The organism is Kiloniellales bacterium (genome assembly GCA_030066685.1).
Lineage (GTDB): Bacteria > Pseudomonadota > Alphaproteobacteria > Kiloniellales > JAKSBE01 > JAKSBE01.
Genome location: JASJBF010000043.1, coordinates 1 through 21,951, shown reverse-complemented (window position 1 = coordinate 21,951; position 21,951 = coordinate 1). Strand labels below are relative to the sequence as shown.

26 protein-coding genes and 1 tRNA gene are annotated in these 21,951 nt (G+C 67.8%); 14 read left to right on the top strand and 13 right to left on the bottom strand.

Annotated features, from left to right (window positions below; genetic code table 11):
* The 5 genes from QNJ30_23385 to QNJ30_23365 form a co-directional block, all read left to right on the top strand.
* The coding region (locus QNJ30_23385) for a transporter substrate-binding domain-containing protein (protein MDJ0946406.1) at positions 1–667 on the top strand (667 nt) is incomplete at its 5' end.
* Positions 668–768: 101 nt separating this feature from the next.
* On the top strand, positions 769–1,458 hold the full coding sequence (locus QNJ30_23380) for an ABC transporter permease (protein MDJ0946405.1): 690 nt from the start codon (positions 769–771) through the stop codon (positions 1,456–1,458).
* 4 nt (positions 1,459–1,462) lie between these two features.
* On the top strand, positions 1,463–2,266 hold the full coding sequence (locus tag QNJ30_23375) for an ABC transporter permease (protein MDJ0946404.1): 804 nt from the start codon (positions 1,463–1,465) through the stop codon (positions 2,264–2,266).
* A 186-nt stretch (positions 2,267–2,452) separates the two neighbouring features.
* The gene (locus QNJ30_23370) at positions 2,453–3,214 is read left to right on the top strand and encodes an RT0821/Lpp0805 family surface protein (protein ID MDJ0946403.1); all 762 of its coding nucleotides are present in this window, start codon (positions 2,453–2,455) and stop codon (positions 3,212–3,214) included.
* Positions 3,215–3,346: 132 nt separating this feature from the next.
* The gene (locus tag QNJ30_23365) at positions 3,347–4,171 is read left to right on the top strand and encodes an alpha/beta hydrolase (protein MDJ0946402.1); all 825 of its coding nucleotides are present in this window, start codon (positions 3,347–3,349) and stop codon (positions 4,169–4,171) included.
* A 201-nt stretch (positions 4,172–4,372) separates the two neighbouring features.
* On the opposite strand, the gene QNJ30_23360 is transcribed toward QNJ30_23365, so the two are convergent.
* The 5 genes from QNJ30_23360 to QNJ30_23340 all read right to left on the bottom strand — a co-directional run bounded on the left by QNJ30_23360 (position 4,373) and on the right by QNJ30_23340 (position 8,386).
* Positions 4,373–5,698, bottom strand: a complete 1,326-nt coding sequence (locus QNJ30_23360) for a nucleobase:cation symporter-2 family protein (protein MDJ0946401.1) — start codon at positions 5,696–5,698, stop codon at positions 4,373–4,375.
* A gap of 122 nt (positions 5,699–5,820) precedes the next feature.
* A complete protein-coding gene (locus QNJ30_23355) occupies positions 5,821–6,414 on the bottom strand; it encodes a pentapeptide repeat-containing protein (GenBank protein ID MDJ0946400.1) in 594 nt (197 codons plus the stop codon).
* 47 nt (positions 6,415–6,461) lie between these two features.
* Positions 6,462–6,662: a hypothetical protein gene (locus tag QNJ30_23350; GenBank protein MDJ0946399.1), complete on the bottom strand. Its 201-nt coding sequence runs from the start codon at positions 6,660–6,662 to the stop codon at positions 6,462–6,464.
* A gap of 41 nt (positions 6,663–6,703) precedes the next feature.
* The gene (locus QNJ30_23345) at positions 6,704–8,005 is read right to left on the bottom strand and encodes an FAD-dependent oxidoreductase (protein MDJ0946398.1); all 1,302 of its coding nucleotides are present in this window, start codon (positions 8,003–8,005) and stop codon (positions 6,704–6,706) included.
* Positions 8,006–8,134: 129 nt separating this feature from the next.
* Positions 8,135–8,386: a DUF1344 domain-containing protein gene (locus QNJ30_23340; protein ID MDJ0946397.1), complete on the bottom strand. Its 252-nt coding sequence runs from the start codon at positions 8,384–8,386 to the stop codon at positions 8,135–8,137.
* A 403-nt stretch (positions 8,387–8,789) separates the two neighbouring features.
* Here QNJ30_23340 and QNJ30_23335 point away from each other — a divergent pair, with 403 nt between their 5' ends.
* Positions 8,790–9,185 carry a response regulator gene (locus QNJ30_23335; protein MDJ0946396.1) on the top strand — a complete coding sequence of 132 codons (396 nt, stop codon included), beginning with the start codon at positions 8,790–8,792 and terminating at the stop codon, positions 9,183–9,185.
* A gap of 260 nt (positions 9,186–9,445) precedes the next feature.
* Here the strand turns inward: QNJ30_23335 and QNJ30_23330 are convergent, their stop codons facing one another.
* Together QNJ30_23330 and QNJ30_23325 are read right to left on the bottom strand one after the other, a co-directional pair.
* Positions 9,446–10,024 (bottom strand): hypothetical protein, encoded by a 579-nt coding sequence (locus QNJ30_23330; GenBank protein ID MDJ0946395.1) that lies wholly within the window; start codon positions 10,022–10,024, stop codon positions 9,446–9,448.
* 568 nt (positions 10,025–10,592) lie between these two features.
* Positions 10,593–10,668: transfer RNA gene (locus tag QNJ30_23325), tRNA-Ala, on the bottom strand.
* Between the two features lie 176 nt (positions 10,669–10,844).
* Between QNJ30_23325 and QNJ30_23320 the strand changes: the two genes are divergently transcribed.
* Genes QNJ30_23320 through folD form a run of 3 tightly spaced genes read left to right on the top strand, consistent with a single transcriptional unit; the run spans position 10,845 to position 12,450 of the window.
* Positions 10,845–11,159 carry a YggT family protein gene (locus QNJ30_23320; GenBank protein MDJ0946394.1) on the top strand — a complete coding sequence of 105 codons (315 nt, stop codon included), beginning with the start codon at positions 10,845–10,847 and terminating at the stop codon, positions 11,157–11,159.
* A 12-nt stretch (positions 11,160–11,171) separates the two neighbouring features.
* A complete protein-coding gene (locus QNJ30_23315) occupies positions 11,172–11,510 on the top strand; it encodes a DUF167 family protein (protein MDJ0946393.1) in 339 nt (112 codons plus the stop codon).
* Between the two features lie 40 nt (positions 11,511–11,550).
* Complete coding sequence (gene folD, locus QNJ30_23310) at positions 11,551–12,450, top strand: bifunctional methylenetetrahydrofolate dehydrogenase/methenyltetrahydrofolate cyclohydrolase FolD (protein ID MDJ0946392.1); 900 nt, start codon at positions 11,551–11,553, stop codon at positions 12,448–12,450.
* 244 nt (positions 12,451–12,694) lie between these two features.
* Here folD and QNJ30_23305 read toward each other — a convergent pair whose 3' ends face one another.
* Together QNJ30_23305 and QNJ30_23300 are read right to left on the bottom strand one after the other, a co-directional pair.
* Positions 12,695–13,243, bottom strand: a complete 549-nt coding sequence (locus tag QNJ30_23305) for a GNAT family N-acetyltransferase (GenBank protein MDJ0946391.1) — start codon at positions 13,241–13,243, stop codon at positions 12,695–12,697.
* Positions 13,240–13,566 (bottom strand): DUF3253 domain-containing protein, encoded by a 327-nt coding sequence (locus QNJ30_23300; protein MDJ0946390.1) that lies wholly within the window; start codon positions 13,564–13,566, stop codon positions 13,240–13,242. The genes QNJ30_23305 and QNJ30_23300 overlap by 4 nt, the downstream gene beginning before the upstream one ends.
* A 107-nt stretch (positions 13,567–13,673) precedes the next feature.
* Here QNJ30_23300 and QNJ30_23295 point away from each other — a divergent pair, with 107 nt between their 5' ends.
* A complete protein-coding gene (locus tag QNJ30_23295; GenBank protein ID MDJ0946389.1) occupies positions 13,674–14,381 on the top strand; it encodes an NnrU family protein in 708 nt (235 codons plus the stop codon).
* Positions 14,382–14,494: 113 nt separating this feature from the next.
* Positions 14,495–15,265, top strand: a complete 771-nt coding sequence (locus tag QNJ30_23290) for a DUF1444 family protein (protein ID MDJ0946388.1) — start codon at positions 14,495–14,497, stop codon at positions 15,263–15,265.
* 27 nt (positions 15,266–15,292) lie between these two features.
* On the opposite strand, the gene QNJ30_23285 is transcribed toward QNJ30_23290, so the two are convergent.
* On the bottom strand, positions 15,293–16,498 hold the full coding sequence (locus QNJ30_23285; GenBank protein MDJ0946387.1) for an argininosuccinate synthase: 1,206 nt from the start codon (positions 16,496–16,498) through the stop codon (positions 15,293–15,295).
* A gap of 137 nt (positions 16,499–16,635) precedes the next feature.
* Between QNJ30_23285 and QNJ30_23280 the strand changes: the two genes are divergently transcribed.
* Positions 16,636–17,208 carry a GrpB family protein gene (locus QNJ30_23280; GenBank protein ID MDJ0946386.1) on the top strand — a complete coding sequence of 191 codons (573 nt, stop codon included), beginning with the start codon at positions 16,636–16,638 and terminating at the stop codon, positions 17,206–17,208.
* A 24-nt stretch (positions 17,209–17,232) separates the two neighbouring features.
* Here the strand turns inward: QNJ30_23280 and QNJ30_23275 are convergent, their stop codons facing one another.
* Positions 17,233–18,180, bottom strand: coding sequence for a DUF4268 domain-containing protein (locus tag QNJ30_23275; GenBank protein MDJ0946385.1), 948 nt, complete (start codon positions 18,178–18,180; stop codon positions 17,233–17,235).
* A 185-nt stretch (positions 18,181–18,365) separates the two neighbouring features.
* On the opposite strand from QNJ30_23275, the gene QNJ30_23270 reads away from it, so the two are divergent.
* Complete coding sequence (locus QNJ30_23270) at positions 18,366–19,370, top strand: S8/S53 family peptidase (protein MDJ0946384.1); 1,005 nt, start codon at positions 18,366–18,368, stop codon at positions 19,368–19,370.
* Here the strand turns inward: QNJ30_23270 and rlmN are convergent.
* Positions 19,347–20,507: a 23S rRNA (adenine(2503)-C(2))-methyltransferase RlmN gene (gene rlmN / locus QNJ30_23265; GenBank protein ID MDJ0946383.1), complete on the bottom strand. Its 1,161-nt coding sequence runs from the start codon at positions 20,505–20,507 to the stop codon at positions 19,347–19,349. The genes QNJ30_23270 and rlmN overlap by 24 nt on opposite strands.
* 137 nt (positions 20,508–20,644) lie before the next feature.
* Between rlmN and QNJ30_23260 the strand changes: the two genes are divergently transcribed.
* Complete coding sequence (locus tag QNJ30_23260; protein MDJ0946382.1) at positions 20,645–21,268, top strand: NUDIX hydrolase; 624 nt, start codon at positions 20,645–20,647, stop codon at positions 21,266–21,268.
* A 154-nt stretch (positions 21,269–21,422) separates the two neighbouring features.
* On the opposite strand, the gene QNJ30_23255 is transcribed toward QNJ30_23260, so the two are convergent.
* The gene (locus QNJ30_23255; protein MDJ0946381.1) at positions 21,423–21,812 is read right to left on the bottom strand and encodes a tautomerase family protein; all 390 of its coding nucleotides are present in this window, start codon (positions 21,810–21,812) and stop codon (positions 21,423–21,425) included.
* Positions 21,813–21,951: the final 139 nt, after the last annotated feature.

Here is a 21,951-nt window from a genome sequence, read left to right as displayed (position 1 = left end):
CTCCTGGAAGGAAGCTGACGGCACGCTGAAGGGCTTCGACATCGACATCGCCAATGCCCTCTGCGAGAAGATGGGCCGCGAGTGCGAGCTGGTCGAGCAGGATTGGGACGGCATCATCCCGGCATTGCTGGCCAAGAAGTACGACGCCATCGTCGCCTCCATGTCGATCAACGAAGAGCGCAAGAAGCGGGTCGACTTCACCGGCAAGTACTACAATACCCCGGCCAAGTTCGTCGCCGCCAAGGACGCCGGCTTCGAGGCCACGCCCGAGGGCCTCAAGGGCAAGACCGTCGGCGTGCAGCGCGGGACCACGCACCAATGCTACATGGAGAAGATCTTCCCCGACGTCGAGCTAAAGCTCTACAGCACGCAGGAGGAGGTCTTCCTCGATCTTGCCTCCGGCCGAATCGACGTGCAGTTCTCTGATTCGATCCAATCGATGGAGGGGTTCCTCAGCAAGCCCGAGGGCAAGGACTTCGCCTTCCTGGGCGGTGTCCAGTTCGACCTCGAATGCCACGGCGAGGGCGCCGGCATTGCGGTACGCAAGGGCGAGGACGACCTGCGGCTGGCCTTCGACAAGGCGATCAAGGAGATCCGCGAGGACGGTACCTACGCCAAGATCAACGCGAAGTACTTCGACTTCGACGTCTTCGGCGCCGGGTCCTGACGCCAAGGGCTGCGGCCGGGGCGGGCGGCGGGCGCGGTCCCGGCCCGCCGCCGCCCGGCCGAGCCTGAGAGAATCTTCACGAGGGGCCGAGGCGAAGGCGCATGGAAACGGTCATCGACTATATGCCGAGCATTCTGCGCGGCACCCTGGTGACCGTGGAGATCGCCCTCGCCTCCATCACCCTGAGCGTCCTGATGGGCCTGCTCGGCGCCTGGGCCAAGCTCTCCCCGGTGCCCCTGGCCCGGAAGCTGGGCGAGCTCTACACCACCCTGATCCGTGGCGTTCCGGACCTGGTCCTCATGCTGCTGCTGTTCTTCGGCGGCCAGATCCTGCTCAACGAGCTGGGCGAGGTGACCGGGTGGTGGGGCTACATCGAGATCAACCAGTTCGCCGCCGGCGTGCTGACCATCGGCTTCATCTTCGGCGCCTACATGACCGAGACCTTCCGGGGCGCCTATCTGGCGATCCCGCGCGGCCAGATCGAGGCCGGCATCGCCTGCGGCATGAACGGGGGCCTGATCTTCCGGCGCATCATCTGGCCCCAGCTGGTCCGCTTCGCCCTGCCCAGCTTCGGCAACAACTGGCTGGTGCTGCTCAAGACCACGGCCCTGGTCTCGGTCCTGGGCCTCCAGGAGCTGGTCTACGAGGCCTTCACCGCCGGACGCTCGCAGCGCCAGCTCTTCACCTTCATGTTCGTCACCCTGATGATCTACCTGGTGCTCACCGCGGTCTCCGACGCCGGCCTGCGTTGGCTGGAGCGGAAGTACAGCGCCGGCGTGAGGAGGGCCTGAGGCCATGGCGGAAGGCGGCGGCTGGCTCCAGGCCCTGACCGAGTTCAGCGAGACCTCCTCGCCGATCGACTTCGTGCTCATCGCCCAGCACTACGACCTCTTCCTCGAAGGCCTGGCGAACACCGTCGGGCTGGTCTTCTTCTCGCTGCTGATCGGCGGCGCCCTGGCGATCCCCCTGGCCATCGTCCGCGCCGCGCGCTCGCCGGGCCTGAACCAGCTGGTCTGGGTCTACGTCTACGTCTTCCGCGGCACGCCGCTGCTGGTGCAGACCTACCTGATCTACTACGGCCTTGGGCAGTTCGAGGCGGTGCGCGACAGCATTTTCTGGCCCTTCCTGCGCGAGGCCTGGTGGTGCGCCCTGATCGCCTTCACCCTCAACACCGCGGCCTACACGACGGAGATCTTCCGCGGCGTGATCGAGGCGACGCCCCACGGCGAGATCGAGGCCGCCCGGGCCTGCGGCATGTCGCCCTGGACCCGGATTCGGCGGATCATCCTGCCCAGCGCCCTGCGCCGGGCCCTGCCGGCCTATTCCAACGAGGTCATCTTCATGCTGCATGGCTCGGTGGTCGCCAGCACGGTGACCATCGTTGACATCTTGGGCGCCGGCCGGACCCTCAACGCCAAGTACTACCTCGCCTTCGAGGGCTTCATCGCGGCGGCCGTGATCTACATGATCCTGGTCTACCTGCTGTCGCGCGGCTTCAAGCTCTGGGAATGGAAGTGGCACGCCCACCTCCGGCCGCGCGAGGTCGAGACCGCGAAGCAACCGGCCGCTGGCGCCGAAAAGGCGCTCAGCCTGCGCTGACGCCGCAGTCTTCCGCGTTTTCCTCCAAAGGGGATGCGGCCCCGCCTGTCTCCGTAATACCTGGTAGATGAAGGTCGGCCCTCGCCTCGAGACCGGGGTTTGGGACCGGGGCAGGGGATCGGGGCGCCGCGGTGGCGGCTCGGCGGCCCCAGGCCTTCGAGGGACAAGCAGCGAAGGAACACGACCATGCTGTATCGCCAATCCCTGATGGCCCGTCTTCTGCTGACCGCCGTGATCGCAGGGCTGGTGCTCGCCGTGATCGGGGCCGCGCCGGCGGCCGCAGACGACGATGATGACGACGACTACCGCCGCCACTACGAGGAGCGGCATCACCACTACGGCAAGCATCGCCACGGCCGTTACGGCAAGCATCGCCACGGCCGGCACTGGCATCGGCACCACGGCCATCACCACCACCACAAGCACAAGCGCCGCAAGCGCAAGGTCGTCGAGCACCACCACTACTACTACGGCGACGACCACGACTGGCGGCCGCGCCATCGCCGCCGCCACGCGGAGCGGTGGTCGCAGACCTACGGCGGCGGCATCGGCCGCTGCAACACCGGCCTGGCCGCCGGCCTGCTCGGCGGCGGCGCCGGGGCCGCGATCGGCGCGGCGGCCGGCGACGGCGACCCCGCCGCCATCCTGGGCGGCACCATCGCCGGGATCCTGGTCGGCGCGACCCTGGGCCAGGGGGTCGACCTGCAGGACAGCTACTGCATGGGCGAGACCCTGCAGAACGCCCCGGACGGCTCGACCATCGTCTGGAACAACCCGCGCACCCAGGCCAGCTACGAAGTGACGCCGAAGGCCAGCTACGAGCGTGACGACGGCCGCTACTGCCGCGAGTTCATCTCCAACGCGACCGTGGCCGGCCGGGAGCAGCAGGTCTACGGCACCGCCTGCTGGCAGCCCGACGGCTCCTGGGAGATCGTGCGCGCCGAGTGACCCTCGCCCCTCCGGGCCTTGCCCCGGGACCGGGCTCTACCCGGTCCCGGGGCTCTCTGTTTCCGGGCTTCGGCGGCCCGCCCTCTGCCTGCTATTCTCGGAGTCGCAAGCGCAGCAGCAGGGGAGGCGCGGGTGCCGCAGCTGGATCTCTCGCCCGGGAACGGGCTCTTCTACGACTTCGTGCCGCCGGGCCCCCGAGGCCTGAGCTTCGTCTTCGTCAACGCCTTGACCGGGTCGACGGCGATGTGGGAGGCCGAGATCGCGCCCGCCCTGCGCGCCGCCGGCCACGGCACCCTGGCCTACAACCTGCGGGGCCAGGCGGAGAGCCCCTTCACGCCCGGCACCGAGCTCGGCCAGTCCCTGATCGTCGACGATCTCTGCCGGCTTCTCGCCGAGGTCGAGCCGCCGCGGCCGGTCCTGGTCGGGCTCTCGATCGGCGGCCTTTTCGCCGCGGGAGCCTGCCTGGCGGGTGCGGCCGCGGAGGGCCTGGTGCTGATCAACACCCTGCGCCGGGCCGGTCCCCGGCTCGACTGGATCAACGCCGCGACCCTGCGGGCGGCCCAGGTCGGGGGCCTGCGGCTGCTCATGGACCTGAACATGCCGCTGCTGGTCAACGAGGACCGCCTGGCGGAGATCCGCGCGGATTTCCTGGCCGATGCGCCCTACGAGCCCCTGGATCCCGGTCATGGCCACTACAACCTTCTGGCCAACTCAGCGCGGGCCGACTGGGACCTGCCCTACGAGAGGCTCGACCTGCCGACCCTTGTCATGACCGGCCTCCAGGACCGCGTGTTCCTCGACCGGGACGACGTCGCCGCGCTCTTCGCCCGGCTGCCCCGGGCCAGGCGCCTGGATCTCCGCGACGCCGGGCACCTGATCCCGGTGGAGCGGCCCCAGGCGACCGTCGAGGCCCTGCGGGACCTCGGCCGCTGGGTCGAGGACGGCGGAAGATCTTAAGTATTTCAGGGCGTTGTTCGAATTTCGGGCGGTCGATCGGGAATCGTTAAGAAATCGGTGATCCGGTCGCCGGCAGGCCGCGTACACAAAATTGACAGAGCGTTCCCCTTTCCCTGTCAGCGCGCCTCTGGCGCGTTACTTCCTTGATCGGGCGCCGCACCACTTTTCGCGGCGCCCGATTTCTATTTACGGCGCGCCGCCTCAGTCCTCCGCCGTTTCCGGCAGGCAAAGGTTGAGCACGACTGCAAGGGTCGCGGCCGGCAGCAGCCCCGAGGTCAGCAGGATCTTCAATGTCGCCGGCAGGTGCTGCAGGGACTCCGGCACCGCCTGAAGGCCCAGGCCGACCGAGAGGGAGATCGCCAGGATCACCATGTTGCGGCGGGTCCAGCGGACGTCGCTCAGCATGTTGATCCCGGCCGAGACGACCATGCCGAACATGACGATGACCCCGCCGCCCAGCACCGCGATGGGCATGGCCGCGATCACCGCGCCGACCTTGGGAATCAGCCCGGCGAAGACCAGGAACAGCGCCCCGATGGTCACCACGTGGCGGCTCATGACCCCGGTCATGGACACCAGGCCGACGTTCTGGCTGAAGGAGGTGTTCGGCAGGCCGCCGAAAAGGCCCGAGAGCGCGGTGCCAACGCCGTCGGCCATGGTGCCCCCGGCGATCTCCTTATCGCTCGCCTCGCGGCCGGCGCCGCCCTTGGTGATTCCGGAGATGTCGCCGACGGTCTCGATCGCCGAGACCACCGACATCAGGCACATGCCGATGATGGCGGCGGCGTTGATTTCGAAGCCGAAGTAGAGCGGCGAGGGCGCCGCGAACCAGGCCGCCCCGGCGACCCGGCCGAAGTCAACCATGCCCAGCGGGATGGCGACCAGATAGCCGACCACCAGGCCGATCAGGACCGCCGCCGCGGAGAGCATCCCCCGGGCGAAGAATTTCAGGCCCAGGGTCACGATGATCACCACCAGGGCCAGCCCCCAGTGGTCCAGGCTGCCGAACTCGGGCTTGCCGATCAGCGGCACGCCGCCGGCGGCGTACTTGATTCCGACCGGGATCAGCGCCAGGCCGATGGTCAGGACCACGATGCCGGTCACCAGGGGCGGCAGCAGGTTGCGGATCCGGCCGATCACGGTGCCGAGGAAGAAATGGAAGATCCCGCCGATCACGATGCCGCCGAAAAGCGCCGCCATGCCGGCGCTCTTGACCACCGGGACCATGACCGGGATGAAGGCGAAGCTGGTCCCTTGGACCACCGGCAGGCGGGCGCCGACCGGGCCCAGGCCCACGGTCTGGATCAGGGTCGCGATCCCGGCGAATACCATGACCATCTGGATCATGTAGACCATCTCGGCGGAGCCGAAGGCGAAACCGGCAGCCAAGCTGACGATGATCGCCGGGGTGATGTTGCTGGCGAACATGGCCAGCACGTGCTGGATGCCCAGCGGCACCGCCTGGCGCAGCGGCGGGAAATGGTTCTGGTCCCTCAGCAGCGCCTGGTTCGCCAAACTTTCAGCCATGATCGGGAATCCCCTCAGAGATCGCGGGCTTCCGGGTCAGAAGCACGCAAGACAAGCCATCGCGCAAGGCAGGGCGCGATGCCGGCGCGTTGCGGTCAGACGTTGCGGCCCGGAATCTTGCCTCAGTACTGGCAGTCGCCGACCGAGCCGTCGCTGCAGACCGCAGGCGCGGAAACCCACTTTGCGCCCGAGAAGTCGGCGCCCTCCAGCTTGGCCTCCGTGAGGTTGACGCCGCGCAGGTTGGCGCCGTTGAGCCGGGCGTTGCTCAGGTCGGCGCCGCGCAAGCTCGTGCCTCCGAAGTCCAGACCCCGCAGGTCCGCACCGCTCAGGTTGATGCTCCGAAGGTCGGCGCCGACCAGCTGTGCCCCCCTGAGGTCGGCTTGTGAGAGGTCGGCCCCTTCCAGCTTGGCGCCCGCCAGGTTGGCGTCGCGCAGGTCCGCGCCGCCGAGGTCGGTCTCGACCAGCCAGGCGATGCCGAGATCGCTGCCGCGCAGATCCGCCCCGGGCTTTTCGCAGCCCGACCAGTTGATCAAGGGCCCGTTCTTACCGAGGCCCCAGTAGCTGAGGCCGTGAAAGTCGGTGGTCTCCTGCGCGCAGTCCGCCGTCTGGAAGGCGTCCAGATCGTCCTCACGGAAAAGCTCGCAGCCCGCCAAGGCGAAGCCGCTTACCAAGACGACCGCTAGGCTGACCCATCGACTCGACGTTTTCGTCGGCATCCGCTTCTTCCTCCCCCAGCTGCCATCCTTCTTAGCCGGCGCCCGCCTCAGCCCGGCCTGCCGGCCGAGAACTCGGCGTCCATCTCCCGCTCCAGGCGCTCCAGATCCTCCGGCACGGCCAAGCCGAAGGCCTTCATGTTGCCGATCAGCTGCTTCAGGCGCAAATAGATCTCGTGAGCGTCCTCGGGCTCGCCCTCCAGCTCGGTCAGGAGGATCGACAGCTCGGCCTCAAGGTCTTCGCGCTCCATGGATCTTCTCCCTCCGCCTGCTGCCGCTCGGCCTCGCGACCTTAGCCCAAAACCGAGAAGCTGCTTTCCTCGTTGATCTCCCGGCGCCGGGAATAGAAGCCGACGTCGATGCTGCGCCCGCTGCGCTCGAGCTGCAGCGTCAGCGGGGCGGCGTCGTGATCGGCCCCGCCCTCGCAGTAGTCGATCAGGGCCGCCATCATCTTGCCGGCCACCGGGGCGTTCTTGAACTGGTTGCCGCTGGTGCCGATCGCCATGTAGAAGCCGCCCAGGGCCGACTTGTCGTAGATCGGGATCCAGTCGTCCGAGACGTCGTAGAGGTCGACCACGCCCTTCATCCGGCTCGGGATCCCTAGCGAGGGGATGCGCTGGGCGACCCGTTGCGCCTGCACCGACCACTGCTCGCTGAAGTCTTTGTTGTAGTCGTCCGGGTCGACCCACTCCCGCTCGTCGCAGTCCGGGTCCTCGCTGCCGATCAGGATGTGGTTGCCCAGCTCGGGCCGGCAGTAGCAGCCGATGTCGCTGTCCGAGGTGACCAGCCCGTCGCGTTCGAAATCGAAGCCCGGCGGCGAGGGCACGTGCGTGACCTCCTGGCGCAGGGCGCGGGTCTTGATGTTCATGTCCCCGGTAATCCCGGCCAAATCGTTGACCTTGTAGGAATGCGGTCCGGCGACGTTCACCACCACCGGCGCCGCGATCTCCTCGCCCGAGGCAAGCTTCACGCCGCGCACCCGCTTGCCGTCCGCCAGGATCTCGGTCACCTGGCTGTTGAAGCGGAAGGTCGCGCCCCTGGCCTCTGCGGCCCGCTGGACGTTGTGGGTGGCCAGCTGCGGGTCGCTGACGTAGCCCGCGCAGGGAAAGAAGACGGCCCCGCTGATCTCACCCTCGGCCTGGCCGAAGGCCGGGTCGTCGGGCAGCTTGGGCGGGCCGTAGCGGCCAAGGTCGTAGACTGGCAGGCGCGCCATCACCTGCTCCGGCCCCCAGGACTCGTAGGGAATGCCCAGGGCCTCCATGTTCCGGCAGATCGGCTCCAGGAAGCTGTTGGCCTCGGTCTTCATCACGAGGGCCCCGGTCTCGTGGAACTCGGCCAGGCCGCTCTCGTCCTCGACGCCGATGTAGCCCGGCCAGTCCTTCCAGTAGAAGAAGCCCTCGTAGGCCAGGGCGCAGCCGTCCAGGGTCGAATAGTGGGTCCGGATGATCGCGCAGGACGCGCCGGTCGAGCCGTAGCCGGCCGCCGGCAGCCGGTCGAGGCTCAGGGTCCGATGCCCCGCCTTGCTCAGCTCGAAGGCCGTCGCGGCCCCGATGATTCCGGCGCCGATGATGATCGCGTCGTGGGACTCCGGCATCTCGGGTCGCGCGCTCCCGCCTCGATTCGCTCTACGTCTTGGCGGTCGAGGATAGACCCTAAGCCCGGGATTCAGGTACCTGTTTTTTGAAGGCTGGAGGGGCGGGACCGGCCCGCCCCTCCGCGGAGCTCAGGAGTTGGATGGGGTGATGGCTGTCGCCACCATTTGGCCGTCTTTCTCCTCGTAGGTGATCACCACCGTGGCCCCGGGCTTCAGGTTTTCGGCCGAAACTCCCTGGGCCAGGACAAAGATCGTGCCGTCCTCCAGCATGATCCTGTTGCCGTCCATCGCGGCGAGCTTGCCGGTGATCTCGGCGGCGTCGGCCAGGCCGGCACTGCCGAAGATCGCAAGGGCCAAGACGGCTCCAATGACGTATCTCATGCCTTGAGTCTCCTTCGGGTCTTGGTTCGCAAAAGGCCGCGTTTTCGCGCGGCGGATCGCAGTCTGGCCCGCGCGGCCCGCCGGGCCGAGCGTCTTACCGGAGACAAAGTGATGAGGGCCGGTGGCCAAAATCGAGGGCGGCTGTCCCCCGAAGGCCCGACGCGGAGCACAGATTCGTCATTTCAAACGCCCGAATCTGGTCACAGCAACGATGCCATACTTGTCATTGTGGATGGGAAGGGACGGCCGGCCGGTACACCCCCTGGCCGGGACAGGTAAGTGCAGACTCTTTTAGAGACGCCTAGTCCGAGGAGTGACCGTGGGAACCCTGACCGACCCCAGAGAACCGCTCGCCGGTTCCAGCTATTCGACCCCGTCCACCGCCCCGCCGAAAGAGAACAGCGTGACCGCTGAGAGAAAACGGATTCTCGTCGTCGAGGATGACGATTTCACCTCCCTGCTGATTCAGGAACTGCTCGACTTCCACGGCTACAGCGTGCTGCGCGCCGCCGATGCGGTCGACGCCTATCGCCTGGCCAACGAGCTCCGCCCGGATCTGATCCTGATGGACATCCAGCTGAGCGACAGCTCGGGCCTGGAGGCGACCAAGTGGATCCGCGAGGTCGACGCTCTGCGGGATACGCCGATCGTCGCGGTCACCGCCTTCGCCATGCGCGAGGACCAGCGCAGGATTATGGAAAGCGGCTGCGATGCCTATATCGCCAAGCCCTTTCACACCGACTATTTCCTCGAGACGATCAGCCAGCTGGTCGGCGCCGAGCCGCAGGGCGAAGCCTAGAGAAGTCAGCGTTCGAGTGAACGCAGAGAAGCGGCTCTACCAGTATGAAATAGATCAAGCATCGGTCGCTCCCAACCGGGCACAGGCGGGGGCGACCGACCTCGCTTTCGACTCTCCTGAACCAGAGGTCTGCCGACCTCGGCCTCGCGCCGGCCTCCCTCGCCGCCCGGCGGTCGCTCGATACGGTGACCTCCAGCTGCGGCGGCGTTCCCCCCTCTGAAGCGGGACAGGCGGATCGTTCCAACCAGCCTGGATCCGCTCTAAAAGGTCTGGCCGCCGCGCGGGGCTTCGCGCTCCCCGTCGGGGGATTCGGCAGAGCCTCGCCTTGCGGCCGCGAGGCAGTCGGCATCGTCGGTGTAGGAGATCAGGCGGCCCACCTGGCTCGTCGTGTACATGATGTCGCGCTCGCAGCCCTGGATCTTGACCCAGACCCGGTAGGAGGTGGGACGGTTGGCCTGCTCGGGCGTGCCTTGAGACAGCGAAGAGCCGACCGGCTCGTTGCCCATGATGGTGATCCGTTCGACCGCCTCGCCCGGCACCTGGTGGTCCTGCGCGTGCTTGACGGCGTTGCGGATCGCGGCGTTCTGGAACTCCTTCTCGGTCTGCCCGAAACTGCCGAGCCGGTTGACCTCGACACTGCTGAACTCGGACTCGAACTCGCTTTCGGACTTGCCCGAGGCGGACCCGCTCGCGGGGGACTCGCGCGGGGGGGATTCGCTCGAAGAAGATTCGCTCGAGGGGGACCCGCCCGAGGAAGATCCACAGCCGGCAACGGCGGCCGCGGCCACGAAGGCCGCCGCCATCAAGATGCTGGATACCAGCTTGTCGCTACGCAGCACGGCTCCCGCCCTCCGGTTCCTGGCCACGTCGTCGTCTTGTGATCTTAAGGGACCCGTGGCGCAACGCCAGTAACAATCCTCATGCAGCGGCAGGCTGGCGAGAGAAAGAGAAGGCCCCGCCTCGATCGGGGGGTGGCGGGGCCTTCAGCAGGATAGCGCTCTTAAAGGCTCTTCCTTTGCACGGGTTGACGATTGCTACTGTAGCGGGAAGGCCGTGAGCGGGGCGTGACAAGGACGTGTGCGCTTTAGGTATGCAGGCTTCGTTTCTTCAAGAACACAGCGCCGCAATATATTGATATGTATATATTTTTTGGAAGTCGCTTTTTTGGGCCTTCGGGACCGGTGGTGGATGTCCTTCGGTGGCCCCGGGCGAAAAAGGAATCTTTTCACTTCGGTGAGCGGTCCGACAGACCTTGGCGCCGGGGGAGCGCGCGGGACCGTCGGTGCCCACCCGGGCGCCCCCCGTTCCGGGCTCGACGAGCGTGATCTTCGGAGATCTGGGGGTGTTTGGTGGCGCCGCCTAGATCAGGATCGAAGCGAGGCGAGACCGATTCGACTTCAGGAGAATTGGTGGAGCCGAGGGGAGTCGAACCCCTGACCTTCGCATTGCGAACGCGACGCTCTCCCAACTGAGCTACGGCCCCACGCGGGTCTCGACCGCCGCATCCGAAAACTCCGGACGCGGCGTCGCGGCGGGATAATGAGAAGGCCCGGGGCCGCTGTCAAGCGCGGGCCGCAGGCCGCTCAAGAGCCTTGATCCCCGGCCCCCGGCCACGTATTTCACTGGAAGCCCGCCTCGCCGTAACCTTCGGGAAACGCCATGATTATCCTCGATCCCCTGCTGATCATCGTCCTCTGGCTGATCAGGGCCTACATCTGGGTCATCATCATCGGCGTGATCCTCAGCTGGCTGATCGCCTTCCAGGTGGTCAACAGCTACAACCGCTTCGTCTTTCTGGTGCAAGACTTCACCAACCGTCTGACCGAGCCGGCGCTGCGGCCGATCCGGGGTTTCTTGCCCAACCTGGGCGGCATCGACATCTCACCCATCATCCTGATCATCGGCCTCTGGTTCCTCGAGATGGTCATCGCCCGGCTCCGTTTCTCGCTGCTCACGGCGGGCGCCGGACTCTAGGGACAAAGGACCTTGGGGTCGACGGCGGGCACGCCTTTCAGGCCCTTGGCCGAGGGCGTCCGGGTCGCGGTTCACCTGCAGCCGGGGGCCCGGCGGGAGGCCCTCGGCGGCCCGGTCGAACTGGCTGACGGCGCGGTCCTGATCAAGGCCTGGGTCACCGCGCCGCCGGAAGGCGGCAAGGCCAACGCCCGGTTGCTCGCCCTGCTCGCCAAAGCCTGGAAGCTGCCGAAAAGCGACCTAGAAGTCGCTTCCGGGGCAAAGGAGCGGCGCAAATCGATTCTCGTCCGCGGCGATCCTGCCCTAGTTTTGAGCCGGCTCCACTCCTGGCTGGCGTCCCGGAACGGGTCTTGAGTCCAAGGGCGGCCGGGAGCAGCGCTGGGGAGAGCGAGACGTGGCAACTGCGAGGATCATCGACGGCAAGGGGTTCGCCGCGGCCCTGCGCGGCCGGATCGGTGCCGCGGTCGGAAAGCTCACGGCCGATCACGGCCTGGTGCCCGGTCTGGCCGTCGTCCTGGTCGGCGAGGACCCGGCCAGCGCGGTCTACGTCCGCAACAAGGCCCGCCAGACGGCCGAGGCCGGCATGGCCTCCTTCAAGGAGGTCCTGCCGGCGCGCACCGAGCGGGCGGCGCTTCTGGACCTGATCGCGCGGCTTAACGCCGATCCCAAGGTCCACGGGATCCTGGTCCAGCTGCCCCTGCCGCCGCAGATCGACCCCGAGGCGGTGCTCGACGCCATCGACCCGGCCAAGGACGTCGACGGCTTCCACGTCATCAACGCCGGGCGGCTCATGACCGGCGGGACCGGCGCCCGGGCGCCGCTGGTGCCCTGTACCCCGCTCGGCTGCCGGATGCTGCTGCACGATGCGCTGGGCGATCTCACCGGCCTCGATGCGGTGGTCGTCGGGCGCTCCAACATCGTCGGCAAGCCCATGGCCCAGCTGCTGCTGCAGGACCACTGCACCGTGACCATCGCCCATTCGCGGACCCGGGACCTGCCGGCGGTCTGCCGCGGCGCCGACATCCTGGTCGCCGCCGTCGGCCGGCCCGAGATGGTCGAGGGCGACTGGATCAAGCCGGGCGCCACCGTCATCGACGTCGGCATCAACCGGATCGACAAGACCGAGGGCGGCACCCGGCTGGTCGGCGACGTCGCCTTCGAGGCGGCGGCGGCCGTGGCCGGCGCGATCACCCCGGTGCCGGGCGGGGTCGGCCCCATGACCATCGCCTGCCTGCTGCGCAACAGCGTGACCGCGGCCTGCCGTCAGGCTGGCGTCCCCGTGCCGGAGATGTAATACCAAGGAGCGCTGATAATGACCCATTCGATGGCGCGCGGCGGCCCGCCGGGCAGGCGCGGCCCGCGGCGCGATGCCATCGCATCGGGCAAGGGACGTAACGCACCCGGCGGGCCGCCACGCGCCACCGAAGGCCGGGTTTGCTTGACCGCCCGCTGCGTTGCGCTCCGCTTACGGTACATCGCACAGCTGCGCGAAGCGCGCCTGACGGGCGGGCAAGCAAACCCGGTCAAATGAGTCATTATCAACGCTCCTTGGTATAAGCCGCATCCCCCGGCCCCAGGCGCTGCCAGTCGCCGCGCCCAAGGGCGAAGAAGTGCAGGCCGTCGACGCCGTAGGCCCGGCGCAGCCCCTGGAAGCGGAGTCCGATCTTCGTCAGGACCTTGTGCGAGGTCGCGTTTCCGGGATCGGCCACCGCGACGATCTCCGCCAGGCCGACTTCGCTGAAGCCGTAGTCGCGCAGGCAGAGGGCGGCTTCGGTGGCGAAGCCGCGGCCCCAGGCGGCCTTGACCAGCCGATAGCCGACCTCGATGTCGTCGGCCTCCGGCAAGGGCAACAGCATCGCCGCGCCGTGGAAGCGGCCGTCCTCGCGGCCCTCGACGGCCCAGATGCCGAGCGGCTTGTCTCGGTTTTCGGCGATCAGGTCGACGGCCTTGCGGGTTTCCTCTTCCTCGCTGCCGACGGCGCGGATGTAGCGCATCACCTCGGGGTCCCGGTTCATCGCGACCAGGGCCGGCAGGTCGCCGTCGCGGAAGCCGCGCAGCCGCAGACGCGGGGTCAGCAGCTCCTTCATGCGCCCGAGCCGTCGGCCTCCCCCTGCGGCAAGGCCAGCCGGATCACGCCTTTGACCGGCTTGTGCGGGTCGACCGGCTTGCCCTTGCGCAGGATCAGGATCTCGCCGCGGCGCGCCAGGTGCAGGGCCTGCTGGCGGACCGGTGCGAGGTAGCGGCGCCAGGCCTCGGCCGGATCCTTGGCCTTGCCGTGCGCGGCCTGCATGGCGCGGGCCGCCTCGCTGGGGCAGATCGACTTGCCGGGCCCGCGCGCGGCCAGCAGATCGAAGATCTGCTGCGCGATGGGATCGGGCGTCGGGCTCTCGGGGCTTTGTGCTTGGGTCATAATCGCTAGATATCACGGCCGGCGGGCAGGGCGCCACGGTCCTGCGCCCCTACTTTGGCGGGGCCGGCCCTGGACGCGCGCCGCCCGGCCGGGGATAATTCCGTCCCATGATGCAAGGCCTCGACGATCTGCTGGCCGCGACCATTGTCTTCGTCGGCGGGCATTTCCTGCTCTCCAGCCAAGTGCTGCGCCAGCCGCTGGCCGCCAGGCTCGGCGCGCCCGGGTTCCTCGGCCTCTACTCGCTGATCGCCTTGGCCGCGCTCCTGTGGATGATCTTCGCCTACGGCGCGGCGCCCATGGTCACGCTCTGGGAGCCACCGCTGGTGCTGCGCTGGCTGCCGCTGATCCTCATGCCCTTCGCCTGCTTCCTGGTGATCGCCGGACTCACCTCGCCCAATCCGACCATGGTCGGCGGCGAGCGGGTGGTCGACGGCGGGCCCGAGGACCAGACCCCGGGCATCCTGCGGATCACCCGGCATCCCTTCCTCTGGGGGGTGACGCTCTGGGCGATCGGTCACCTTGCGGTCCGGGGCGACGCGGCCAGCCTGATCCTCTTCGGCGGGATGTTGATCCTGGCCCTGGGCGGCATGTGGCACATCGACCAGAAGCGCGAGGCCAGCCTGGGCGCTGCCTGGGGCCCGGTCCGCCTGACCACCAGCGTCCTGCCCTTCGCCGCCCTCGCCTCCGGGCGCACCCGCATGGACTGGCGCGGCATCGGCTGGTGGCGGCCGCTCGCGGCCCTGGTCCTCTACGCCGCCCTGCTGCACGTCCACCCGCAGCTCTTCGGCGCCAGCCCGCTGCCGGTGCAGATCTGATGGCTGGTTCGGTCCCGAAATCCAGCGACCTCGCGCCCCGGCTTTGGGCCCTTGCCATCTGCGCAGCCCTGTGGCTCGGCTTGGGAGTCGGCGCGACCGAGGCGAAGGAGAGGATGAGCTCGGGCGCCTTCACCGCCTACGTCATTCAGCAACTCGAAGCGGAGATTCCGAATCTGCAGATGACGGTCATAGGCGATCTCGCCTTCGACGCGAAGGCGCCCCCGGACCACGAATGGCGGGTCTTCCTCGACAACGATTATCGGTCCTATCTGGTCGATCCGGAAGCACTTCCCCAAATCCTGTCCGATCGCCTCGGATCGATGCGGGAACTCCTCGCGCGCCCGCAAGTCGACGCTTCACCCGGCCGCGTGTTGCCCGTCGTGCGTGACCTGGACTACTTCCAGTCCATCAGGGCGCAGGCCTCGACCGATTTCCCGCACTTGATGCTGAACGAGTTTCTGGTCGTGCTCTACGTTCTCGATAGCCAGCGCTCCATGCGGTTCCTCACACAGGGAGATCTGGCCGATCTGGACGTGCCCTCCGACCGGCTGCACGGAATCGCCGTCGAGAACCTCGAGCGGCACCTGACCGGCCTGGAGCTCAGCGGCGGCGATGGGCTTTACGGAATCACGGGCGCCGACAGCTACGAGGCCTCGCTGATCCTCCTCGACTCCGTCTGGACCGAAGGGCCGCTGGAAGTTAGGGGTGATTTCGTCGTCTTCCTGCCGACCCGCAACTTCTTCCTGGTGACCGGTAGCGAAGATCCAGAGAACCTGGCGCGCGGCCAGGACATCGCTGACGACGCCTTCGCGAAGGAGGGCCATCCCCTCACCAACCGTCCCTTCGTCCGGCGGGACGGACGCTGGCTCCCCTTCGAGCCGTGAAGCTCTAGGGGTTGGGGCGCCCGGCCACTATCCCTTCTGCCGGTTCAGCAGCCTCAGGCGCAGGGCGTTGAGGCGGATGAAGCCCTGGGCGTCGCGCTGGTCGTAGACCGCGTCCTCCTCGAAGGTGACGTGCTCCTCGGAATAAAGGCTGAGTGGCGAACGGCGACCCATGACGATGACGTTGCCCTTGTAGAGCTTCAGCTTGACCGCGCCGGTGACCATCTTTTGGCTTTGGTCGATCAGGGCCTGGAGCATCTCGCGCTCCGGCGAGAACCAGAAGCCGTTGTAGATCAGCTCGGCGTAGCGCGGCATCAGCTCGTCCTTGAGGTGGGCCGCGCCGCGGTCGAGGGTAATCGACTCCATGGCCCGGTGGGCCTGGAGCAGGATCGTGCCGCCCGGGGTCTCGTAGACGCCGCGGCTCTTCATGCCGACGAAGCGGTTCTCGACCAGGTCCAGTCGGCCGATGCCGTTGGCCCCGCCCAGCTCGTTGAGTCGGGTCAGCAGGGCGGCCGGCGAGAGCCGCTTGCCGTTGATCGCGACCGCGTCGCCCTCCTCGAACTCGATGTCGATGATGGTCGGATCGTCCGGCGCGTCCTCGGGCGCGACCGTGCGCGAGAAGACGTATTCCTCCGGCGCCTCCCAGGGGTCCTCCAGCACCTTGCCCTCGGCCGAGATGTGCAGGAGGTTGGCGTCGACCGAGAAGGGGGCCTCGCCGCGCTTGTCCTTGGCGATGGGGATCTGATGCTTCTCGGCGAAGTCGATCAGGGCCTGGCGGCTGTTCAGGTCCCACTCGCGCCAGGGCGAGATCACCTTGATGTCGGGGTTGAGGGCGTAGTAGCCGAGCTCGAAGCGGACCTGGTCGTTGCCCTTGCCGGTGGCGCCGTGGGCCACGGCGTCGGCGCCGGTCTCGGCGGCGATCTCGATCTGGCGCTTGGCGATCAGCGGCCGGGCGATCGAGGTGCCGAGCAGATAGCATCCCTCGTAGAGCGCGTTGGCCCGGAACATCGGGAAGACGTAGTCGCGCACGAAGGTCTCGCGCAGGTCCTCGACGTAGATCTCCCGGACCCCGAACATCTCGGCCTTGCGCCTGGCCGGCTCCAGCTCCTCGCCCTGGCCGAGGTCGGCGGTGAAGGTGACCACCTCGCACTCGTAGGTCTCGCGCAGCCACTTGAGGATGACCGAGGTATCCAGGCCGCCGGAATAGGCGAGCACGACTTTTTTGATCTCGGACATGTGCGAAAAACCACCCCCATTCCCGGAAAACCGCGCGAGTATAGGCATAGCGCACGGCCGGGCAAGCGGCGCGAGCCGGCGCGGAACAAGGGGGAGCGCCAGGACGGCGCGGAGTTGCCGGATCGGCCGCATCGCCGATGATCAAGAACAAGAACAAGCCGCTGGGCCTGGCCCAGGGCGCAGTCGAGTTACGCCGTTACGACCGCCGATGGCCCGGGCTGTTCGCGCGAGAGTCGGCACGTCTCAGGCGCGAGCTGCGCTCCGGCATTGTCGCAATCGAGCATATCGGCAGCACGGCGATCCCGGGCATGCCGGCCAAGCCGTTGCTCGACATGATGGCCGCGGTGTCGGGTCTCGCCGATCTCGCGGGTCTCGAGCGGACACTCCGGCGGCTCGGCTACCAGCCGCTGGGCCCCATGGGCGTCCCCGGGCGACTGCTCTACACCAGGGGCCCCCGCTCCGGGCGCACCCATCACCTGAGCTTCACGGCTTTGGACGGCCTCTATTGGCGCGACCAGCTCCTGTTCCGCGACTTCCTGCGCGCCCACCCGCACACCGCCTGCCAGTACAAGGCGCTGAAACGCGACCTGCACTGGCGCCACAAGCACGCGCGCCATCTCTACACCGCGGGCAAGACGGCCTTCGTCGCCCAGGTCATCCGACTCGCCGAGCGCGAACGGGCCACCGGGTCGCGACCCGCCAGGCCCTGAACTCCTGCGTCTCGGTGCGCGTCCCTAAGCGATCAGCGGCGGCAAGACCGCCTGAAATCGTTCGAGCGCCTGCACCAGCCAGAGATGCTGCTCGTCCCACTGAGCGCGGTCGTCCAGGTCGCAGCCGGCGCGCTCCAAGCACACGGTCTTCCAAGGCTGACTCGGCCGGTTGCACCAGATCAAAGGCGCACCGACGCGGGATTCGATCTCGCGCCGCGATCGCTGAAGCTGCTTGAACTGCGCTTCGCCTTCCGCGCCGAAAAGCTCCAGCTTGACGCGCAGCTTCTTGTGCCGGCGGTCGAAGGCGACGGCGAGCCAGGCATTGTGTTCGGCGTACTTCGTGACACCGAGCCAGCTGTTCCCGGTCGGCCTCGCGCTCTTCAGCAGATCGGGCGATACCGCCCGGCCCCGCGCCAGGAACCGGGACCAGTATTGATCGGCAATCGGGCCGGGCCGCGCCGGCTCGGCACAGCTCTCGCTCAGGACATCCAGGCTCGACCAGCCGAGCGGCGCAGAGGCCACGTGAAAACGGGGCGCCGGCGCCGAGCCGTCGATCCGCCAGAGCTGGATCTCGAGGCCGAAGAAGCGCAGCGGCGGCTCGGTGACGGCGTTGAGCCATTCCACGGCGGCGCGGTGCTCGGCCGAGAAGCAGGAGGCGATCCAGATCACGGTGACAGCGTCCAGGCCGGCAGCGTAGCTCAGCAGCTGTCCCAGGTGGCGGTGGTCGGTGCGGCCCAGCTGGTTCTCGATCACGACCCAGCTGCTGGAAAGCTCGTCGCGGCAGAGCAGGTCGGCGCTGAGCGAACCGACCGGTTTTTCCGTGGCTTCGACCTTCAGATCCAAGCCCAAGGTCCGGCCGAGCAGCGAGATGTTCTCGCCCTGCGCCAACCAGGGCGTGAAGTCGACGGCCTCGTCGGACCAGGCGGATCGCGGCTCGACGCGCTCGAGCCTGCCCAGTTCCAATGCCTTCATGGCGATCGTCCCTACAACCAGAGATACCCTAGCGCAAAGGGGCTAGCTGTGAAGAACCAAGCGAGCCGCGGGATGTCTTTGTCTCAAATTGGACACAGGAGAGGGCGGTTTTTCCCGCCTCTGTTGCAGGGGACAGGCGCGCGCGGCATGGTTCTTCCGGTGATCTGGCGAAGGGAGGCAAGAGAATGCAGGAATGGAATCTTGTCCACGTGAGGGCGCGACAGGCTCTCGCCCAGCTGCCCGGGCGTCCAAGCGGTCAGGTCGACTGGGGCACTGTCCGGGTGGCGCACCTCGACACAGGCTACACCGAGAACCCGGCCTTCGGGACCTGGAACAACGGTCGGAACGACATCATTCTCACGCGGCAGGGCCGCGACTTCCTTCAGCCGCAGCGCGGCACCGCGGAAGATCTTCTCAAGGATGTCGGCTTCATGGAGCCCGGCCACGGCACCCGCTCGGGCAGCGCACTCTCAGCGAATAGCGCCGGCATCACCGGTGTGGCGCCCGGCCTGCCGATCGTGCCGTTCCGGGTCACCAACTCCAGCCTGGTGACGGACCGCGAGGCCCGCGCCATCGCCAAGGCGATAACCCATGTCGTACGTCAGCGGGTGGCGCCGGTGGTCAACATCAGTCTCGGCTTTCCGCTGCTCAATGATTCGGCCATGGGCAAGGCGATCGATCTGGCTTACGAGAACGGTGTCATCGTCGTCGCCGCGGCCGGTCAGAAGATCGATCGGGTCACCTATCCCGGAAAACACCGGCGGACGATCGGCGTCGCCGGCATCGAGCGGCGCGGCAAGAAGCATCGGATCTATGCCAAGTACGACCGCTACGGTCGGATCGACGTCTGGGCGCCCGCCGGTCCGGTCCGGCGTGCGAATGTTCTGCCGGAGGATCCCGACGAGCAGTTGGGCGACGGCACGACCTATGCCGCCGTCCACGTCAGCGCGGCCGCCTGCATGTGGCTGCGCAAGCACGGAGCCGCGATCAATCAGCGCTACGGGCGCAGTTGGAAGCGAGTCGAGGCCTTCCGCACGCTTTTGCTGACGACCGGTCGGTTGCTGCCCTTTAAGAGCCCACCGACGAACCGCGCTCGCGGCCTCGACGCCAACAAGCTGCTGCGCGCATCGCTCCCGGCGTCGCATAGCCTGTTTATCGAAGCCGACCTAGCCGAGGACGACCGGGTTTGAAGTCTTGCGCTCAGGCGCCCGCGCGCTCTTCCGCACCCGCTCGCTCGCCGACTTGAGCTGGCCGCAGGCGGCCATGATGTCGCGGCCGCGCGGCCGGCGCACCGGGGCGGAGATGCCGGCCTCGAACAGCGTGTTCGAGAAGGCCTCGATCGCGGCGCCGCTCGAGCACTCGTAGGGGGCGCCGGGCCAGGGGTTGAAGGGGATCAGGTTGACCTTGGCCGGAATCGGCCTGAGCAGGCGCACCAGCTCGCGCGCCTCCGCCGTGGAATCGTTGACGCCCTTCAGCATGACGTACTCGAAGGTGATGCGCCGCGCGTTGTTGGTGCCGGGATAGTCGCGGCAGGCGGCCAGCAACTCGGCCAGCGGGTACTTCTTGTTGAGCGGCACGATGACGTCGCGCACCTCGTCGCTCACCGCGTGCAGCGAGACCGCCAGGTTGACGTCGAGCTCCGCGCCGCAGCGGCGCATCATCGGCACCACGCCGGCGGTCGAGAGGGTGATGCGGCGCTTGGAGATCGAGATGCCCTCGCCGTCCATGACGACCTTCAGCGCCTTGGCCACGTTGTCGTAGTTATAGAGCGGCTCGCCCATGCCCATCATGACGATGTTGGTGATGCGCCGCTCCTCCATCGGCGTCGGCCACTCGCCGAGGTCGTCGCGTGCCAGCATGACCTGGCCGACGATCTCCGCCGCCGAGAGGTTGCGCACCAGGCGCTGGGTGCCGGTGTGGCAGAAGCGGCAGGTCAGCGTGCAGCCGACCTGGCTGGAGACGCAGAGCGTGCCGCGGTCCTCCTCCGGGATGTGCACGCACTCGGCCTCCTGCGCGTCGGCAAAGCGCAGCAGCCACTTGCGGGTGCCGTCGTTCGAGACCTGGCCCAGCGAGACCTCGGGCCGCCGCACCACGTAGCGCTCGGCGAGGCGCGCCCGGAAGGCCTTGGAGAGCGAGGTCATCGCGTCGAAGTCGGCGACCCCGCGGTGATAGATCCAGTGCCAGAGCTGGCGCGCCCGGAAGGCCGGCTCGCCGAGAGCCGCGATCTCGGCCTCGAGCTCGGCCCGGGTCAGGCCGATCAGGTTCGCGCGCGCGTCCGCCGGCTCGGCCGGCGGCGCGAAGGCCCGGGCATGGTGGCTAGAGGTCATGAGCTGTAGATACGCTTCCCCGGTCCCGTGGGCAAGGTGACCCGGCCGCGCTCAGCCAAAGTGATTGTCGTCGGCGGCAGGGCGGGGCATGTCTTGTGGCAGCTCGGCATCCGCATGGAACCAGGGAGATCGTCACCGTGAACGAACCGCAGTGGCTGAAGTGGGCGAAGGAGCTGCAGGCGATCGCGCAGATCGGGCTGACCTTTGCCGAGAACGGCTACGACCTCGAGCGCTATCGGCAGGTCCGCGCCGTGGCCGCGCAGATCATGGCGGCGGGCGCGGTCGCCGATATCGGCAAAATCCAGACCCTGTTCGACGGCGAAACCGGCTACGCCACGCCCAAGGTCGACGTGCGCGGCGCCGCCTTCCGCGACGGCAGGGTCCTCATGGTGCGCGAGACGAGCGACGGCAGGTGGACGCTGCCGGGCGGCTGGGCCGACGTGAACGAGTCGCCGCGGGCCGCCATCGCCAAGGAGATGCGCGAGGAGTCGGGCTTCGAGGTCGAAATCGTCAAGCTCGCCGCCGTCTACGACCGCAGCCTGCACGCGCACGAGCCGCCCATGCCCTTCCACATGTACAAGCTCTTCTTCCTCTGCGAGATCACCGGTGGCGCACCGGCCACCAGCCTGGAGACCTCCGGCGTCGACTTCTTCGCGCCCGATGCGCTCCCCGAGCTTTCCGTCGGGCGCGTGCTGCCGTTCCAGATCGCGCGCATGTTCGCGCACCGAGCCGAGCCCGAACTGCCGACGGAGTTCGACTGAGCCGGCGCGCGGGTCCAAACGTCATCGCGAGGACGCGCAAGCGGCCGTGGCGATCCAGCGAATGCAACCAATTGCACGGTGCCAACCCTACCTGGATTGCTTCGCTGCGCTCGCAATGACGACGCTCTAGGGTGCTCTTCGAAGTCGACCGGCCTCAGACCTCGACCTTGTAGCTGAGCTCCAGCTCGTCGCCGGTCTTGCCGCGGATGCCCCAGTTGGCGCGCGGCGTCTCGAAGATGGTGATCTCGATGTCGGCGACCGGGATTCCGAGGCCCTCGGCGATGTCGGACATCAGGCGCTTCAAGAGCGCCTTCTTGGTCGCCGGATCGCGGCCCTCGAACATGGAGATCTCGATGATCGTGTAGGCCGGGCCGCGATCCGGCGGATACACCAAGTCCTCGGCCTCCAGCGCGATGAAGCGGTGGAAGCGCTTGTCCGCGGGCAGGCCGAGCATGTCGCGGTTGGCCGCGTGGATGATGTCCGAGAGCGCGCCGCGCACGGCGCTCAAGTGGTCGCGCCTGCCGTAGACCTTGACTTGGGCCATGGCGCCTTCCCGGAGTGAAAAGCGGCGGCGGCCGGTGGGACGGCCGCCGCCGGTGGGCCTGAAGCTAAGCCAATGCCGCCTCGATCGCCCGGTTGACCTCGGCCGAGGCCTCCATGTGCGGCATGTGGCCGACGCCCTC

What these genes read in the sequence shown, in the direction of transcription:
- QNJ30_23380 (MDJ0946405.1), top strand. Translation starts at nt 769, where the DNA reads ATGGAAACGGTCATCGACTATATGCCGAGCATTCTGCGCGGCACCCTG.
- QNJ30_23375 (MDJ0946404.1), top strand. Translation starts at nt 1,463, where the DNA reads ATGGCGGAAGGCGGCGGCTGGCTCCAGGCCCTGACCGAGTTCAGCGAG.
- QNJ30_23370 (MDJ0946403.1), top strand. Translation starts at nt 2,453, where the DNA reads ATGCTGTATCGCCAATCCCTGATGGCCCGTCTTCTGCTGACCGCCGTG.
- QNJ30_23360 (MDJ0946401.1), bottom strand. Translation starts at nt 5,698, where the DNA reads ATGGCTGAAAGTTTGGCGAACCAGGCGCTGCTGAGGGACCAGAACCAT.
- QNJ30_23355 (MDJ0946400.1), bottom strand. Translation starts at nt 6,414, where the DNA reads ATGCCGACGAAAACGTCGAGTCGATGGGTCAGCCTAGCGGTCGTCTTG.
- QNJ30_23350 (MDJ0946399.1), bottom strand. Translation starts at nt 6,662, where the DNA reads ATGGAGCGCGAAGACCTTGAGGCCGAGCTGTCGATCCTCCTGACCGAG.
- QNJ30_23345 (MDJ0946398.1), bottom strand. Translation starts at nt 8,005, where the DNA reads ATGCCGGAGTCCCACGACGCGATCATCATCGGCGCCGGAATCATCGGG.
- QNJ30_23340 (MDJ0946397.1), bottom strand. Translation starts at nt 8,386, where the DNA reads ATGAGATACGTCATTGGAGCCGTCTTGGCCCTTGCGATCTTCGGCAGT.
- QNJ30_23320 (MDJ0946394.1), top strand. Translation starts at nt 10,845, where the DNA reads ATGATTATCCTCGATCCCCTGCTGATCATCGTCCTCTGGCTGATCAGG.
- QNJ30_23305 (MDJ0946391.1), bottom strand. Translation starts at nt 13,243, where the DNA reads ATGAAGGAGCTGCTGACCCCGCGTCTGCGGCTGCGCGGCTTCCGCGAC.
- QNJ30_23300 (MDJ0946390.1), bottom strand. Translation starts at nt 13,566, where the DNA reads ATGACCCAAGCACAAAGCCCCGAGAGCCCGACGCCCGATCCCATCGCG.
- QNJ30_23295 (MDJ0946389.1), top strand. Translation starts at nt 13,674, where the DNA reads ATGATGCAAGGCCTCGACGATCTGCTGGCCGCGACCATTGTCTTCGTC.
- QNJ30_23290 (MDJ0946388.1), top strand. Translation starts at nt 14,495, where the DNA reads ATGAGCTCGGGCGCCTTCACCGCCTACGTCATTCAGCAACTCGAAGCG.
- QNJ30_23285 (MDJ0946387.1), bottom strand. Translation starts at nt 16,498, where the DNA reads ATGTCCGAGATCAAAAAAGTCGTGCTCGCCTATTCCGGCGGCCTGGAT.
- QNJ30_23280 (MDJ0946386.1), top strand. Translation starts at nt 16,636, where the DNA reads ATGATCAAGAACAAGAACAAGCCGCTGGGCCTGGCCCAGGGCGCAGTC.
- QNJ30_23275 (MDJ0946385.1), bottom strand. Translation starts at nt 18,180, where the DNA reads ATGAAGGCATTGGAACTGGGCAGGCTCGAGCGCGTCGAGCCGCGATCC.
- QNJ30_23270 (MDJ0946384.1), top strand. Translation starts at nt 18,366, where the DNA reads ATGCAGGAATGGAATCTTGTCCACGTGAGGGCGCGACAGGCTCTCGCC.
- rlmN (MDJ0946383.1), bottom strand. Translation starts at nt 20,507, where the DNA reads ATGACCTCTAGCCACCATGCCCGGGCCTTCGCGCCGCCGGCCGAGCCG.
- QNJ30_23255 (MDJ0946381.1), bottom strand. Translation starts at nt 21,812, where the DNA reads ATGGCCCAAGTCAAGGTCTACGGCAGGCGCGACCACTTGAGCGCCGTG.